Here is a 15,657-nt window from a genome sequence, read left to right on the forward strand (position 1 = left end):
AATTGCTGGATATTCGTAACACAGCTTTTATATTTTAGCCCATCCGCGCCCGTTTGTCAACCAGATCTGCCTCCCTCTTTTCCCTGCTCCGTCCGCGCTGTAACCCAACTGTAACACTTTGTAACCTCCGTCAGGTTGTATGAAAAAATTTGCTCATGTATACTGTTGTTATAGCAAACGGCCGCCCTGCCGCCCCGCCCTGCGGGGAGACGGCCGCGCGGACAGAGCAAAAAGGGAGTGAAAGCATGGAGCACACGTACAACCCCAAGGCGCAAAGCATCCTTTCTGAAATCAAAAAAGCGGTGGTCGGCAAGGACGACATCGCCGCCAAGATCCTCATGGCCCTGCTGGCACAGGGTCACGTCCTCCTCGACGACATCCCCGGCGTGGGCAAGACCACCCTGGCCATGGCCTTCTCCAAGGCTCTCTCGCTGGACTACCACCGCATGCAGTTTACCCCCGACGTCATGCCTTCGGACATCACCGGCTTCACCATCTACAACAAGCAGCTGGGCGATTTTGAGTACAAGCCCGGCGCGGCGGTCTGCAACCTCTTTTTAGCCGACGAGATCAACCGCACCTCCTCCAAGACCCAGTCGGCCCTGCTGGAGGTGATGGAGGAAGGCCACATCACCGTCGACGGGGTCACCCGCGAGATCCCCAAGCCCTTCATCGTCATCGCCACCGAGAACCCGGTGGGCTCGGCGGGCACCCAGATCCTGCCCGAGTCGCAGCTGGACCGGTTCCTCATCTGCCTCTCCATGGGCTATCCCGACGTGGAGAGCACCATCACCATCATGGAGCGCCGCCACGACAGCAACCCGCTGGACGAGGTCATCCCCCAGGCCAGCCGGGAGGAAATTTTGCAGATGCAGCGGGAGACCCAGCTGGTCACCGTGCACAAGGCCATCTACGAATATGTGGCCCAGTTGACCGAGGCCACCCGCAACCACGCCATGATCACCCTGGGGATGAGCCCCCGCGGCGCCCTGGCCCACATCCGGATGGCCAAGGCCATGGCCTACCTCTACGGCCGCGACTTCGTGGTGCCCGACGACGTGCAGGAGACCTTCTTCGACGTGGGCGCCCACCGGCTGGTGCTGGGCTCCAAGGCGCGGGTCGGTGGGGTCACCGCCAAGACCCTGCTGCAGGAGATCCTCAACGACACCCCGGCCCCGCAGATCACCGAAAGCCTGCTCGACCAACAGTAGAAGACGCCGAAAGGGGATGTTCCCGTGAAAAAAGCGCGCATCATCTACGGGGCGTTCTGCGTCGCCATGGCGGTGTTCGCCTTCTCCTACCGGGAGTACCTGTCCATGCTGGCCTTCGCCATGGCGCTGCTGCTCCCTCTGGGGCTCTATCTGCTGCTGCGCCACTGCGCCAAAAAAGTCGAGGTGGAGCTGCTGCCCGGCCCCCACTCCCTGGGGCGGGGCGAGTCGTTCTCCCTGCAGCTGCAGATCAAAAACCGGGGGCGGCTGCCCATCGCCCGCTGCCAGGTGGAGCTGTTGGCCCGCCACCAGTTCTACGGCGACCCCAACCGAACGGTGGTGGAGACCCCCGTCTTCTCCAAAAACACCCAGACCATCTCCTACTCGGTGGCCCCCCGCCACACCGGGAAGATCACCTTCTCCCTGGGCGAGGTGCGGCTGTACGACTTTTTGGGGATCACCTGCATCCGGCTGGAGCCGAACAGCCGCTTCGTGCTGCCGGTGCTGCTCGCCTTTGTGGACTCGGCCGCCCGCATCGGGGTGGACTTTTTCCGCCACGTGCCCGACAGCAACACCTTCTCCCGCCACCGGCGGGGGGACGACTCCTCCGAGACCTTCAAGCTGCGGGAATACCAGCCCGGCGACCGGATCAACCACATCCACTGGAAACTCACCGCCAAGGTGGGCGAGATGATCGTCAAGGAGTCCAGTTTCCCCCTGCAGGACACCACCTGCATCTTCTTGGAGCTCTACCGGGTCTCCGGATCGCGGGAGGACAAGAACTACCTCGACGCCATCTTGGAGACCCTCTGTGTCCTCTCCCCCCTCTTTTTGCAGGAGGGGATCGAGCACACCGTCTACTGGTACGACCTGCAAAACGGGGGGCTCGCCTCCCACCGGATCACCGATGAGGCCGACCTGTTTGGCTGCCTGGACGACCTCTTTGACGCCGCCAGCTACACCGAACAGATCTACGCCCTGCAGGCCTACTGCCAAAACTTCACCGTGGCCAAGAGCGCCCAGGTGCTCTACCTGGCCCCCATCATCGAGACCGGCCCCATCGAGCAGATGGGGATGGAGCACCGGGAGCCCTTTACCTTTTTCTACATCCACGACTTCGACCACTGCGACATGCCGGTGCTGGACCGGTATGGCATCCGCTGTATCTGCGTGGACTCTGACCACCCGGAAGGGGCCCTGCAGGCCCTGATCCTGTGAAGGGGGGGACTGAACTTTGAAAGCGAAGAAAAAGCGCGGCAAGAAACCCTCCCTCCTCTACAAACTGCGCCACCCGGCGCCCCTTCCCCCGCTGGAGGGGGACGACATCGTCCTTCTGCGGGACACCTCCCTCGCCCTGGAGCGGCGCGCCCCCCAGGCCAAGTGGTATGTGCGGCTGTTTTTGCTGGGGCTCTGCACCCTCTCCTTTTTGGCCAGCTTCCTCACCCTCTACCAGCTGCCGGTGAGCCTTGTCTCCCCGGTGGCGCTGGGGGTCTGTCTGGTGGGGGTCTGCCTGCTCTACACCCTCTTTAAATACCCCCTGGCGGGGACGGGGGCGGTCCTCTTTGCAGCCGTCTCCTTTGGCCTCTTCAAAAGCGACGCCCTCTTTTTCGGCTTTGAGATGTTTTTCAACCGGGTCATCGAGCTGCTCAACTGGCACACCTTTGAATTTTTGATCCCCTACCGGATCCCGCCCCTCTACGACCAGCCGTCCAACGAGCGCTTCTTTGTGAACTTTGCCCTCTGCTGCATCCTCTTCGTCATTGGGGTGGCCATCCTCTACCGGCCCAACATCTTCCTCTACCTGGCGGCCACCTTCCTGCCGCTGCTCCCGGGGCTTTTCTACGGTCTCACCCCCTCCTACCTCCCCTTCTTGCTGCTGGCCGCCTCCTACGCGCTGGTGCTCTCTTTGCACCTGGCCACCCGGCACCCCCGCGCCAAGAGGGATTTCTCCGAAAAAATCGAAAAAAAGACCCGCGCCTTTCGGGTGGACTACCGAAATTACAGCTACCGCTACGCCACCGCCCTCAAGAGCGGCTGTGTCCTCATCGGCCTCTGCCTCTGCTGCCTGGCGGCGGGCGGGCTCATCATCTCGCCGCCGCTGTACAACAGCCGGGCCTTTACCTCCTTTCGCAACGGCGCCGGACACAAGCTCTCCGAGGTGTCGATGGAGAAAGAGCCCAGCCGCATCCTCAGCCTCTATCGCGGGCAGTTGAGCCGCCTGGGCATCTGGCGCAACTACGACGCCGCCAACGACCTGATGATCCGCACCCCCACCCTGGGCCAGTCCATCTACCTCAAGGGGTATGTGGGCGGGATCTACCGGGGGGACCGGTGGGACACCCTGGACGAGGAGGCCGAGCAGACGGGCCGGCAGGCCTTCGGCTCCCTCTTCTCCGAGGCGGAGACCTCGCCCCAAAACCTCCCCAGCGACTACATCGCCCTCTGTGACACCATCGACAACCCGGTGCTCAAAGGGGTCTACCTCTCCCACGCCACCATCTCGGTGGAAGGGCTCAAGGACACCGCCCTCAAGCAGTTCACCTACGTGCCCTACGGCGCGGTCTACCCCTGGTACATCGGGGAGGAGATCGACCCCTCCCTCCTCCTCGAAGGGGAGGAGCTGCCCGAGCGGGAGACCGCCCAGACCGACCTGGACAGCACCATCTGGACCGACAACAACCGCTGGGCCGGCTCCTACGACTTTGACTTTTACACCACCCCCAACCTGCTGGGAGTGGACATGGACACCCCCTTGCAGGAGGCGGCGCAGCGCGACCGCGACGCGGCGGCTTACGCCCGGCGGGAGGCGGCCTACCGCCGCTTTGTCTACCAGACCTACACCCAGGTGCCCGAGAACATTCAGAAGGTGCTCACCGACGAGCTCTTCACCCCCCAGGCCCTGGCAGAGGCGGGCGACCTGGCCACCTACACCGACTGGGTCCGCAGCTATTTGAATGAACACTACCACTACAACCCCGCCCCCGGCTCCACCCCCGACGGGCAGGACTTTGTCGAGTACTTCCTCACCCAGCGGGACAGCGGCTTTGCCACCCACTTCGCCTCGGCGGGCGCCATGATGCTGCGCTCGGCCGGCGTGCCCGCCCGCTATGTGGAGGGCTACGCCCTCACCCCCCAGACCTTGAGCGGCCGCGGGCTGGAGGACGAGAAGGTCCCCATCGAACAGCCCCTGTTGGGGGTCACCGCCCTGGTGGAGCGGCGGGGCACCATGGTCAGCGGCAGTACCATGCACGCCTGGGTGGAAATCTACCTGGACGGCTTTGGCTGGGTGCCGGTGGAGATGACCCCCTACCGCTCTATCGAGTACGACACCCTGCCCGTGGTGGACGGCGAAGTGGCGCCCCCCATCATCTCCGGCGGGGGCGGGGGCGGGGCCGGCAGCGGCGACCCCAGCGACAGCATCGGCGGGGGCAGCGTCACCTTTGACGGGGTGGACGATCCCCTCTCCATCTTCGACACCTGGCGGCGCCCCCTCAAAAACGCCCCCTGGACCACCATCGTCTGGACCGGCGTCGTCTGGCTGGGCGGCCTGATCGCCGTCGCCGCCGTCTTTCTGGCCCTGCGCCGGTTTGTGCGCATCCACCGCTTCAAGCGCTCCCTGGAGACCGACGAGCCCCGCCGCAACATCATCCGCCTCTACCGCTACCTGCTGCAGGCGCTGGACTTCTTCTCCTTCGGCTACACCCACGCCCACTCCTACTACGGGATGGCCAGCAGCATCGAGGTGGCCTTTGGCGACCACCTGGAGCACGGCGAGGCCCTGCCCATCATCGAGCTGGTGCTGGAAGCCGGCTTCAGCCAACACCAGATGACGCCGGAGCAGTTCCGCGAATTCCTGGTTTTTGTCGACCGGTTCATCCGCTCGGTGTCCAAGGATCAAAACATCTTTAAAAAACTCTCCTTCCGCTTCCTCCATGCGCTCTGGTGAGACGTCCCCTACCGTTGCCTTTCCTCCTCCTTTTTCACACAGCGGGTCCGGCACCTGCCACACGGCAGGCCGCCGGGCCCGCTACTGCGTTTTTCCCTTCGCCCCCGCCGGTGGTCGGGTCGTTTCAGCCATAGGGGAGAGAGGGCATCCCCATCTCCCCCTCGCAGAAGCCTACCCTGCTCAGAATGGCGGCGGCCGGAAAGCGGCTTCCCCCTCCCCTCTCGACAGGTGCGCCGGCCGGCCCAGCACCCAAAGGAGAAGGCTCCCATATTTAATGGAGTGCGCCTGGCTGCACAGCACACAACCGGGACCGCTCCATATTTTCTGCCCCCCAATATCAAGAGGGACAACCTTCCCCACCCCACAGGCAAAAAAATAGAGGGGCTTTTTCCCGCCACCGCAGGGACCGCTCCCTTCCATCGGGTGGACAGCCTTTCTCCCAGCGGCCTGTCCCCCACCGCCACAGAGGCGACCCACCGGTGAAGTGGGGGCACCCTAGATTGGGCGAATGCCGGACTCACTTCAACTGCTGCTGGGGATCTTCTCCCCTCCCGACCAGTCTTTTGCCCCTTCGCCGGGAGCAGGGTGCCGCCTGTTCCTCCCCCGATGCCCTCAATTGGCCCCCATTGGCCCCATCGGCAGGGCGACAGCTGCTGGGAAGCGAGCGGTCCCCCAAGGCCGAGAGAAACCTCCCCTCTCCCACAGACACTGCCGCCGCATCGCCCTCCCCTCCCACTGTCGGGAGCATCGCCCCCCCGCTTTCCTCAGCATCTTTGGCCGGACGAGCCCTTTATATATCCCAGACCAAGAGGGGAACTGACCCACCGATTGAAAAAGGGGCAATTCCGCCAGAGTTCGGGGAGAGCCTCCGCCGTCTTCTCGCCTCCAAAAACGCAAAGCCAGCCGCCGATTGGGGATCCCCCACTTCTCTCCTTCATCGAGCGACTCCCCCCATCTGAACAGCCCCTTCTCCCCGCAGCCCCATCATCTCCAGGTGCAAAAGGCAGCGGGCCCGTCGCCCGGGGTGTGGGGCGACAGGCCGCTGTCTTTATGGGAACTTATTTTTCCGGGGAGAGGACGATGCCGGGCCACCCCCACTTGATCCGCGCCTCATAGGGCATGAATTCCAGGGCGATCCCCTCCGGCTGGGAGGTGAGAACTTCCAACTGCTGGCTGGAGGTGCCCTTGGCCGCCTCCCCCCGCAGCTCGTAGGTGATGGCGGGCTGCTGGTACTCCGCCCACTTGCCGGCGGGGCCCACATTGGCCTTGAGGGTGACGATGGACGAGGTCTCGCCGTAGGTCTCCACCGTGGTGAAGACCGTCCCGTTAGAGCGCTTGACGGCGCTCAGGCGGTACCGCTGCCCACCCACGGTGAAGGGGGTGTTCAGCTCGATGGTCTCCCCCTCCGCCGGGTTGGGGATGGACACCGCCTCGCCGGCGGTGGCGCAGACGGTCTCCGCCAGGTTGTCAAAGGTCATGTACCAGACCTTGGGGGTGCGGTAGAAGAGCTCGTAGAGGGAGGGGACCCGCTTGAGGGTGTAGAGGGACAGGCTCCTCTCCTCGCTCTGCTCCAGCACGCTCTCCACCGTCTCCTGGGCACGCCAGTTGGTGCCGGCCATCCCCAGGTCGGCCAGGGCGGGATAGACCATCTGGGTCTCGCCGTCGGACAGGCACTCCACCAGCAGGTTGCGGCCGTCCGCGCTGGCCGACTGCACCCGGATCTCCACCGAGCGGCCGCCCTCCAACTGCACCGTCTGCACCGCTTCCGGCTGGTCGGAAAGGTCGATGACCGGCCGCTCCTTCTGCCCGCTGTCGTTTAAGGTGAGGTAGGCGCTCTCGGCCTCCCCAATCTGCCCCACCGGCACCGTGTAGTAGGCGAAGAACTGATCAGCCACCCAGTTGTAGTGGACGTCCACCTGCTCCGGGTCGCTCTCGACGCGCTGACCGCCCACCTCCAGCGCCACCTGGGGGATGTTTCTCTGCAGGTCGATGAGCAGGTAGCTGATCTCCTCGTCGCTCAAGTTGTAGGCCTGCCCCGGGCCCTTGGGGTTGGGGCAGCGAAATACCCGGGTCAACAGGACATACCCCTCGCCGTTCTGCCGGCGAAAGACCGACTCGATGTGGGTCAGGCCGTTTCGCTCCGCCACCTCGGGGATGTCCTGGATCTTTTTGGCGGCCACCTTGCCGGTCAGCGCCAGCGCTGCGGCCGCACAGGCCACCGTGGCCACGCAGACCGCCAGCACCTGTTTTTTGCTTTTTCCCTTCTTGAGCAGGTTCATACAAACACCCCGTCTTTATCTTCTCTTCTGTCTGCCGTTCACCGTCACAGCGCCGCCGCACTGCCCAAAAGGTTGCGGCACTGGTGGAGCAGCACCACCGGCGCCGGGGCGGTCTTTCCCTGCCAGTCCCACATGGCGCAGGCCACAGCCACCCGGTGGGGGCTCCCCCCCTCGGCCGCGGATGTGACCGTCACCCGCCTCCGCCCGTCCAGGGGCTCCCCGTCGAGCCCTGTCACCGGCCCCTCGCAATAGCCCAGGTCGGCCGGTTTGAGGACCAGGGTCGTCTCGTCGATCAGCAGGGAGACCGCCGCAATGCCGTCCAGCGGGAGGGTGCCGGCGGCAAAGTTGCGCTTCCCCTTTTCATCCCAATAGCTCCAGAGGGCGTCAAACAGCCTGGGCTGGCTGGCAAAGAGGGTCCACAGGTCCTTCTGGGTGCCGTGATCGCCTAAAGAGATCGACGCGTCTATCATCACCAGGGGGATGCCGCTGGCCAGCACCTTCTGCAGGGCCGCCGGGTCGGCCGGGCCGTTGGCGTCGCTCCCCACCCCGGCCACCGCCCCATTTTCGGTCAGGGAGACGCTCCCCGCCGAAAAGACGACCCGCTGGATGTACTGCGGCAGGTCGGGGTGTTCCTCCAGCGCCCGGGCCAGGTTGGTCAGGGGGCCCAGGCAGAGGATCTGCAGCGCGCCCCCCTCCTGGACAGCGGTCTCGTACATCAACTCCCAGGCGGGGCGGGGGTCAAAGTCTTCCTCCCCCCCAAAGGGGAGGACCAGGTTTCCGGCGCCGGTGGGACCGGTGTCCTCCCCCCAGACGACGGCCTCTCCCGCCGAATTGCGGGTGGAACCCAGGGCCACCGGGCAGTGAAGGTCAAAGTAGGTCGCTGCCGTCAGCCCGCTGCGGCCGGTCTGGGCAAGGGTCCCCGCGCCGCTGCAGAGGGTGATCCCCCGCACGTCCAGCAGCGCCGTCCCGGCGGCCAGGCCGATGGCCAGAACGTCGTCTCCCCCCGGGTCGCAGTCGATGAGGATCGGGGTGCGCTCGGTCAGGGTGGTGGGGATGTTTCTCTGGGGCGAAAAGGCCATCACCCCCACCCAGAGGGCGAGGGCCCCGCAGAAAACCCGCCCCGCCCGCGCCCGCACCGCCTGCGCCAGGCGGCGTCCTCTCTCCCAAAACATCTGCATCTCTCTCTTCCTCTCTGGCAGGTCAGCTCTTTTTTCCAAGTTGGTTCCGGCAGTCAAAAATGGGACCCAATACCGCACATTCTCCAGCGCCCGATGTCCCCACCCGCCGCTCCACCGCCAGGTGACAGTTGGCCTCTTCCTCCCCCGTGAGCCGCACCAGGGTCCGCCCTTCCAGATCGGCGGGGGTCAGGTAGTCCGCCTCCTCCCAGAAAAACATCCCGCTGGGGAGGTTTGGCTCGACCGGCTCCCTGGTCTCCCGCTCCTTGGTGGGGTCCATCATCCGCATCTGCCCCGCGGGGTCGTAGACGACCACGCTCCTCTCCGGCACCGCCCGCTCCAGCAGCCCTTCCGCCGGGCACAGCTGGGCCGGTGCAAAGCGGTAAGCGCCCTCGTCGAGCACCGCGTAGAGGGCGGCGAGGCCGTACAGGGGCACCCCGCTGTCCTCCCCCCCGCTCTTGTAGATGTTCATGGGGTAGGTCCAGATGGCCCCGTAGAGCTGCGGTTCGCTGGCAAAGGTGGTCCAGTCGTCTTTACAGACCACACTGCTCCCCGCCGCATACCGGTCGTTGCCCACAATGTAGAGGGGGAGGCCGCTCGCCAGCACCGCCTCCAGGGCGCCGGGGTCCGCCTGGCCGTTGGGGTCGGGGGCGGTCAAGGTCAGGCTGCTCCCCGCACCGCCCGCCGTGTAGGTTCCGGCGGCCTCTGCCGCCCGCAGATCGACGCTGCCGGCCGAGACCACCACCCGCTTCAAATAGCCGGGCAGGTCGGGGTGTTCCTCCAGCGCCCGGGCCAAGTTGGTCAAAGGCCCGGTGCAGACCAGCTGCAACTGCCCCCCCTCCTCCACCGCCAGGTCGTAGAGCAGGTCCCAGGCGGGGCGGGGGTCAAAGGAGCGGCCGCCCTCCCAGGGGAGGGTCAGGTTGTTGGCGCCGTTGGCCCCCGCGGCCTGCGCCCAGGTGAAGGGGACCCCCCGCACCGTCTGCGCGGCCCCCAGGGCCACCGGGCAGTGAAGGCCAAAGTGGGCTGCCGCCGTGAGGGCGTTACGCCCGGTCTGGGCCAGGGTGCCCGTCCCCACCACCACCGTGATCCCCCGCACGTCCAGAAGGTCGGCCCCGGCGGCATAGCCCAACATCAACACGTCGTCGCTGCCCGGGTCACAGTCGATGACCACCGGGGTGCGCTCGGTCAGCCCGGTGGGGATGCCCCACTGGGGAGAGAAGAGGAGGAGCGCCGCATAGAGCACCGCCAGCCCCTCGATCAGATGCCGGCGCAGGGCCCTTCGCGGCCCCCGCCGAGCAGTTTGCCCGCCTGCCATCCCGCTTCCCCCTTTGCGCCCGGTCTACCAGTATCGGAAGGTCTGCTCCAAAGTCCCGTACAGCTGGGGAACGGGGATCAACTCACCGGCGCCGGATGCCGAGACCCGCCGGTACTTCTCGTCGGTCACCGCCGTCAGGGCCGCCGCTACCCGGCACTCCCCCTCTCCCTTGGCGGGGGCGTATGCCAGCGCCCCCTGCCGCCACTGCAGATCGGCCGGGAGAAAGGAGAAGGCGCTCTCGTCGGTGAGGGCGGCCAGCACCGCCACCCCGCCCAGCTCCAGCGAGACCCGGTCGCCGGTGCTCCCCTGCTCCTTGAGGAAGGAGAGCATCTGCCCGTAGACGGGCTTTGTCTCCCGCAGGTCTTGAAAGAGGGGGCTGATGGTGTCCCTATCTCTCTGCCGCACCGCCGCCATCTCCGCCTGCACCGGGGCCGGCACCACCGTCAGGGGGATGCCGCTCTCCACCACCTCCCGCAGGGCGGTGGGGTCGGCCTGCAGGGTGTAGTCACCCTCGGCCACGGCCGCCCAGTAAGCGCTCTCCCCCTCTTCGTCCAGCCCCTCCTCGGGGAGGGGGAGGCCCGCCCCCAGGGTCACCCCGGCGATCCTCCCCGCCAGGTCGGGGTGTTCGCGCAGGGCGACGGCCAGGTTGGTGAGGGGTCCCAGGCAGACCACCTGCAGCCGCCCGCCCTCCTCCACCGCCAGGTCGTAGAGGAAGTCGCTGGCGGTGCGGGCGTCAAAGCTGCGGCCGCTGGGGGGCAGGGCGGCCCCGCAGAGACCGGTCTTCCCCCACCGGCTCTCCTGCGTCAACAGGCGGCCGTCCAGCGAGGCCCCGGCCCCCAGGGCCACCGGCCAGTCCCGCTCCATCCAGTCCGCCGCCGACAGCAGGTTGCGGGCCGCCTGGGGCAGGGGGACCACCCCGAAACTGGCGGTGATCCCCCGCACGTCCAGACAGCCGATCTGCCGGGCCATCAGCAGGGCCGTCAGGTCGTCGAGCCCCCCGTCGCTGTCGATGACCACCGGGGTGCGCTCGGTCAATGTGGCGCCGATGGCCTTCCCCGGCAGCAGCCGCCCGCCGCCGACCACCATCAGCGCAGCCAGAGCGATCGCCGCTGCCGCCGTTCCGATCTTCCGCCCGCGCCGGCGGCCCGCTGTGCCGATCAGTGCCATCTCAAAACCCTCCCGTCGGGAAAATCACCAGTGCCGAAAGGCCTTCTCCATCACCAAAAAGAGCTTGGGGATGGGGATGCGCTGGGTCGCCACCGCCGTGGTCCCAGTTCTGGGCCCGGTGTCCTTGGCCCACTTGTAGTCCTCGTCCGTCACCATTTCCAGTTCGCTCGCCACCCGGCAGCGGACCCCCTCGCCGCCCGGCTCCACCACCGGCCCGTACCGCGCCCAGGCGATGCCCCCCTCTTCCAACGTGAAAGCGCTCTCGTCCATCAGGGCGGCCAGCACCGCCACCGCCGAAAAGTCCATTGCAATGCTCGGGCTGCCCTTGCGGTACTCCTCATTCAAGTATTCCTTGGCCCCCGCGTAGAGGGGGGCGGCTTTGCCGGTGTCCTCCAGCAGGGGGGTCAGGGTGTCCCAGCGGTCTTTTTTGCCCGCCTCCATCCCCTCCAGGGCCGAGACCGGCACCACCGTCAGGGGGACACCGCTCTCCACCACCGCCTGCAGGGCGGCTCCGTCGGCCTCCCACAGCAAGTCGGGGTGGGCCCCCACCTCCTCCTGCTCGTGCTTTAACTGGGCCTCTTCCCAGCGCTTGCGCCAGGCCTCCTCGCTCTCGCCCTTGAGCCGCTCCACCTCCACCTCAGGGATGGGGAGGCGGGTGCTCCCCAGGGTGACCCCCGCCAGCAGGCCGGGCAGGTCGGGGTGCTCCTCGATCGCCCTGGCCAGGTTGGTCGCCGGCCCCAGGCAGATCACCTGCAACTGCCCCCCTTCCTCCACTGCCAGGTCGTAGAGGAAGTCGCTGGCGGTGCGGGGGTCGGTCTGTCGGGTGGCCGGCGGCAGCACCGCGCCGTAGAGCCCGTTTTCCCCCAGGGTGCGGACCCCGGCGGGCAGGGAACCGTCGAGGGCGCTTTTGGCCCCCAGGGCCACCGGCCAGTCCTCCCCCATCCACTCGGCCGCCGCCAACAGGTTGCGCCCGGCCTGGGGCAGGGAGACCGCGCCGTAGGAGGCGATGAGGCCCCGCACCTCGAGACGGTCCACCTGCCGGGCCAGCAACAGAGCCGTCAGGTCGTCGAGCCCCCCGTCGCTGTCGATGACCACCGGCACCCGCTCGGTGAGGGTGGTGTCGATGGGCGCGCCGGGGATGGCGCGGGCCACCCCCCACAAAAGACCCAGGCCCACCAGAGCGGCCACCGCCGCCAACAGACCCCGCCGCACTGCCTTTTTGCGCCAGAGCGCCCTGCCTCTCTCCCGCACAGCCGCCGCCCTCCTCTGCCGCCTGACGGCGGCCATCTCGCATTTTTCCTAAAATCATTTTAACATGATTGCTTTTCAGTAGCAATTTTCTAGCAAACTTGTAACCAATTGTAATCCTTTTTTAAACTTTGCTGTCTTTTGAAAAACCCCCGCTTTTCTTTTTGTTGAATAGTTATAAACTTTCCTATTTTTGAATATTTTTAGGGTTTTATACTGTATATACAGAGTAAAAACGATATTTTATACACAATTACCTCTTGCACCCTCCCACACAAAGAGGTATAATCATGCACATTGAATGAATAACTTGCAGATATCTGCAGCAGAAAGGCAGGCGGGCCAGACAGATGGCAGCTAACGGCATTCACAAGCTCTGGGGGGGCCGGTTCCGCGCGGGCGAAGAGGACCTGATGGAGCAGTTCAACAACAATTTCAAAGACACCCACTGGCTCTGCGACCCCGACATCGAGGGCAGCCTGGCCCACGTGGCCATGCAGGTCGAGTGCGGCCTCCTCACCGAGGGGGAGGGCGCCCAGCTCACCGAGGGGCTGCTGGGGATACAGGCCGACGTGCACAGCGGCGCCCTGCCCCTGGACGACCGCTACGAGGACGTGCACACCTTTGTCGAGGCCAACCTGATCGACCGGCTGGGGGAGGTGGGGAAAAAGCTCCACACCGCCCGCAGCCGCAACGACCAGGTCAACACCGACATGAAGCTCTACGTCAAGAGGGAGACCGCCCACGTCGTCGAGCTGGTGGAGGCGTTTTTGCAGACGCTGCGGAAAAAGGCGGACGAAAACCCCTACATCATGCCCGGCTACACCCACCTGCAGCGGGCCCAGGTGGTGACCTTTAAGTACCACCTCATGGCCTATCACGGGATGTTGCAGCGGGACCGGCACCGGCTGCAAAGCGCCCTGGAAAACATGGACCTCTCCCCCCTGGGGTGCGGCGCCCTGGCCGGGACCACCCACCCCATCGACCGGGCCTTCACCGCCGAAAAGCTGGGCTTTGCCGGGGTCTACGACAACTTTATGGACGGGGTCAGCGACCGCGACTACCAGCTGGAGGTCCTGGCCGCCTTCTCCATCTTGATGATGCACCTCTCCCGGCTGGCCGAGGAGATGATCCTCTGGGGCACCCAGGAATTTGGCTTTGTCACCCTGGACGACCGCTACACCACCGGCTCCAGCATCATGCCGCAGAAGAAAAACTCCGACGGGGCCGAGCTGATCCGGGGCAAGACCGGGCGGGTCTACGGCGACCTGCTGGCCCTCCTCACGGTGATGAAGGGGCTGCCCCTGGCCTACAACAAGGACATGCAGGAGGACAAGGATCTCTTTCACGACGGGCTGGAGACCGTCCTCCTCTCCCTCACCATGATGGAGCGGATGGTGGCCACCCTCACCGTCCACCCCGAAAAGATGCGCCGGGCGGTCTCCAAGGGCTTTCTCAACGCCACCGAGGTGGCGGACTACCTGGTGGCCAAGGGGGTCCCCTTCCGGGATGCCCACGGCATCGTCGGGCAGATCGTCCTCTACTGCGAGGACCGGCAGACGAGCATCGAGGAGCTGACCCTTTCAGAACTCAAGCAGTTCTGTCCCGCCATCGAAGAGGACATCTACCCCTATATCGACTACGAGAACATCCTGCACAAGGGCATCAAAAAGGAGATGCTCTAAAACCGCCGCCCTGGCGGAAAGGAGGAAGCGCAGGTGAAACTGAAATTCATCAACCCCGATTCGGGGATGAGCCGGGCCAAACTCGCCGCCCGCGAGGCCCTTCTCTCCCGGGCGGCGGGCCCGGACACCGCCATCTCGATGGACTGCCCCCAGCGCACCCAGGTCTGCATCGACTCCGACCTGGATGTGGCGGTGGCCGCGCCCGAGATCGTGCAGATGGCCCTGCAGGCGCAGGCCGACGGATTCGACGCCGTCTGCCTCTACTGCTTCTCCGACCCCGGCCTGTCGGCCTGTCGGGAGCTGCTGCAGATCCCGGTGGTGGGCGGGGCCCAGGCCTCCCTGGCCCTGGCGGCACAGCTGGGGCACCGCTTCTCGGTCCTCACCACCGCCGCCGGCCGCATCCCCCAAAAGGCCGCCTTCGTCCGCGCCCTGGGCTTTGGGAATGCGCTGGCCTCGGTGCGCAGCGCCGAGCACGGTCCCAACGAGGGGCGCAGCCCGGCCACCGACGGCGCCCTGGTCAAGAAGCTGGCCCAGACCTGCCGAAGATGCGCCGAGGAGGACGGGGCCGACACGGTGATCCTCGGCTGCCTGAGCTTTGCCGGGCTGGGGGCGCAGGTCTCCGCCCTGGCGGGGCTGCCGGTCATCGACCCGGCCTTCACCCTGGTGGGCATCGCGGAGCTGCTGGTGCGCCAGGGCCTCTGCCACAGCAAGCTGGCCTATCCCCTCCCACCCCGGGCAGTTCGCGCCTGGTCGGGCGGGACGATTGATTAAATAAAAAGAGAAAGAGAGAGGAAGCGACTATGAAACTGAAAAAAGTATTGGCTGTCGCCCTGGCGGGCGTCCTGACCCTGGGGGCCCTCAGCGGCTGCGGCACCGACAAGAGCGCTGGCGGCGACATCGGGAACGACACCAGCGGCAAACCCCTGGCGGGCAAACACTTCACCGTCGCCATGAGCGCCTCCTTCAAAAACTTCGAGACCGTCACCGTGGACGACAGCGGCAAGGAGGTCTACGAGGGGCTGGACATCGACTTCCTCGACCAGATGGCCGAGGACATGGGCTTCACCTACGAAATTTCCAACATGCAGTTTTCCGGCCTCATCGGCGCCCTTCAGTCCGGCCGGGCCGACTTCGTCCTCTCGGGGATGACCGCCACCGACGATCGCCGCGAAAATGTTGACTTCTCCATCGGCTACATCGAGAGCCGTGACGCCTTCCTGGTGAGCAAGGACTCGGGCATCAAGACGGTGGAGGATTTGAGTGGAAAGAAAGTCGCCTGCTCTGCCGGCACCTCTTACGAAATCACCGCCAATAAAGTCCCCGGCGCCATCGTCACCACCTTTGACGGGCAGCCCGCCGTGCTGGCCGAACTCAAGAGCGGCCGGGTGGACGCCATGTGCACCGACGGCTCCCTGCTGCAGGGCTTCATCAACGACAACCCCGACCTGGACGGCTTCATGATCCCCAAGGACAGCGAGATCAACAAGGACGTGGACAAGGAGTTCGCCATTGCCTTCCCCAAGGGCTCTGACCTGATCGAGGCCTTCAACACCGAGATCAAGGCCCTGCAGGACAGCGGCAAGATGGACGAGATCGTCACCAAGTGGCTGGGCGAGGCCTATATCGGCGAGTAG

General features: G+C 65.7%; 11 protein-coding genes. 6 read left to right on the forward strand and 5 right to left on the reverse strand.

Annotation, left to right across the window (positions count from 1 at the left end; translation table 11 throughout):
- Positions 1-245 precede the first annotated feature (245 nt).
- Genes GT748_RS06505 through GT748_RS06515 form a run of 3 tightly spaced genes read left to right on the forward strand, consistent with a single transcriptional unit; the run spans position 246 to position 5,154 of the window.
- Positions 246-1,211, forward strand: coding sequence for an AAA family ATPase (locus GT748_RS06505; RefSeq protein WP_044991755.1), 966 nt, complete (start codon positions 246-248; stop codon positions 1,209-1,211).
- A 24-nt stretch (positions 1,212-1,235) separates the two neighbouring features.
- Positions 1,236-2,426, forward strand: a complete 1,191-nt coding sequence (locus GT748_RS06510; RefSeq protein ID WP_161213556.1) for a DUF58 domain-containing protein — start codon at positions 1,236-1,238, stop codon at positions 2,424-2,426.
- Positions 2,427-2,442: 16 nt separating this feature from the next.
- The gene (locus tag GT748_RS06515; protein WP_021658115.1) at positions 2,443-5,154 is read left to right on the forward strand and encodes a transglutaminase-like domain-containing protein; all 2,712 of its coding nucleotides are present in this window, start codon (positions 2,443-2,445) and stop codon (positions 5,152-5,154) included.
- Positions 5,155-6,212: 1,058 nt separating this feature from the next.
- Here GT748_RS06515 and GT748_RS06520 read toward each other — a convergent pair.
- From GT748_RS06520 to GT748_RS06540, 5 genes are read right to left on the reverse strand one after another with little or no spacing between them, the layout of a single operon-like run.
- Positions 6,213-7,433 (reverse strand): hypothetical protein, encoded by a 1,221-nt coding sequence (locus GT748_RS06520; protein ID WP_021658118.1) that lies wholly within the window; start codon positions 7,431-7,433, stop codon positions 6,213-6,215.
- Positions 7,434-7,477: 44 nt separating this feature from the next.
- Positions 7,478-8,611, reverse strand: coding sequence for a nucleoside hydrolase (locus GT748_RS06525; RefSeq protein WP_021658119.1), 1,134 nt, complete (start codon positions 8,609-8,611; stop codon positions 7,478-7,480).
- A 22-nt stretch (positions 8,612-8,633) separates the two neighbouring features.
- Positions 8,634-9,923, reverse strand: a complete 1,290-nt coding sequence (locus GT748_RS06530; RefSeq protein ID WP_161222321.1) for a nucleoside hydrolase — start codon at positions 9,921-9,923, stop codon at positions 8,634-8,636.
- 24 nt (positions 9,924-9,947) lie between these two features.
- Positions 9,948-11,090: a nucleoside hydrolase gene (locus GT748_RS06535; protein ID WP_073261198.1), complete on the reverse strand. Its 1,143-nt coding sequence runs from the start codon at positions 11,088-11,090 to the stop codon at positions 9,948-9,950.
- Between the two features lie 24 nt (positions 11,091-11,114).
- Entirely contained in the window at positions 11,115-12,341 is a 1,227-nt protein-coding gene (locus GT748_RS06540; RefSeq protein ID WP_052537578.1) for a nucleoside hydrolase, read from the reverse strand.
- Between the two features lie 347 nt (positions 12,342-12,688).
- On the opposite strand from GT748_RS06540, the gene argH reads away from it, so the two are divergent.
- The 3 genes from argH to GT748_RS06555 are packed head-to-tail and all read left to right on the forward strand — an operon-like array spanning position 12,689 to position 15,657.
- The gene (gene argH / locus GT748_RS06545) at positions 12,689-14,023 is read left to right on the forward strand and encodes an argininosuccinate lyase (RefSeq protein WP_021658125.1); all 1,335 of its coding nucleotides are present in this window, start codon (positions 12,689-12,691) and stop codon (positions 14,021-14,023) included.
- A gap of 33 nt (positions 14,024-14,056) precedes the next feature.
- On the forward strand, positions 14,057-14,794 hold the full coding sequence (locus GT748_RS06550; RefSeq protein WP_161213555.1) for an aspartate/glutamate racemase family protein: 738 nt from the start codon (positions 14,057-14,059) through the stop codon (positions 14,792-14,794).
- A gap of 29 nt (positions 14,795-14,823) precedes the next feature.
- Complete coding sequence (locus tag GT748_RS06555) at positions 14,824-15,657, forward strand: transporter substrate-binding domain-containing protein (protein WP_021658127.1); 834 nt, start codon at positions 14,824-14,826, stop codon at positions 15,655-15,657.

Source organism: Bittarella massiliensis (ex Durand et al. 2017) (assembly GCF_009876955.1).
In the GTDB taxonomy this organism is placed as follows: Bacteria; Bacillota; Clostridia; order Oscillospirales; family Ruminococcaceae; genus Bittarella; species Bittarella massiliensis.

Coding starts and splice junctions, on each gene's coding strand:
- argH (WP_021658125.1), top strand. CDS start 12,689: ATGGCAGCTAACGGCATTCACAAGCTCTGGGGGGGCCGGTTCCGCGCG.
- GT748_RS06555 (WP_021658127.1), top strand. CDS start 14,824: ATGAAACTGAAAAAAGTATTGGCTGTCGCCCTGGCGGGCGTCCTGACC.
- GT748_RS06520 (WP_021658118.1), bottom strand. CDS start 7,433: ATGAACCTGCTCAAGAAGGGAAAAAGCAAAAAACAGGTGCTGGCGGTC.
- GT748_RS06505 (WP_044991755.1), top strand. CDS start 246: ATGGAGCACACGTACAACCCCAAGGCGCAAAGCATCCTTTCTGAAATC.
- GT748_RS06525 (WP_021658119.1), bottom strand. CDS start 8,611: ATGCAGATGTTTTGGGAGAGAGGACGCCGCCTGGCGCAGGCGGTGCGG.
- GT748_RS06530 (WP_161222321.1), bottom strand. CDS start 9,923: ATGGCAGGCGGGCAAACTGCTCGGCGGGGGCCGCGAAGGGCCCTGCGC.
- GT748_RS06535 (WP_073261198.1), bottom strand. CDS start 11,090: ATGGCACTGATCGGCACAGCGGGCCGCCGGCGCGGGCGGAAGATCGGA.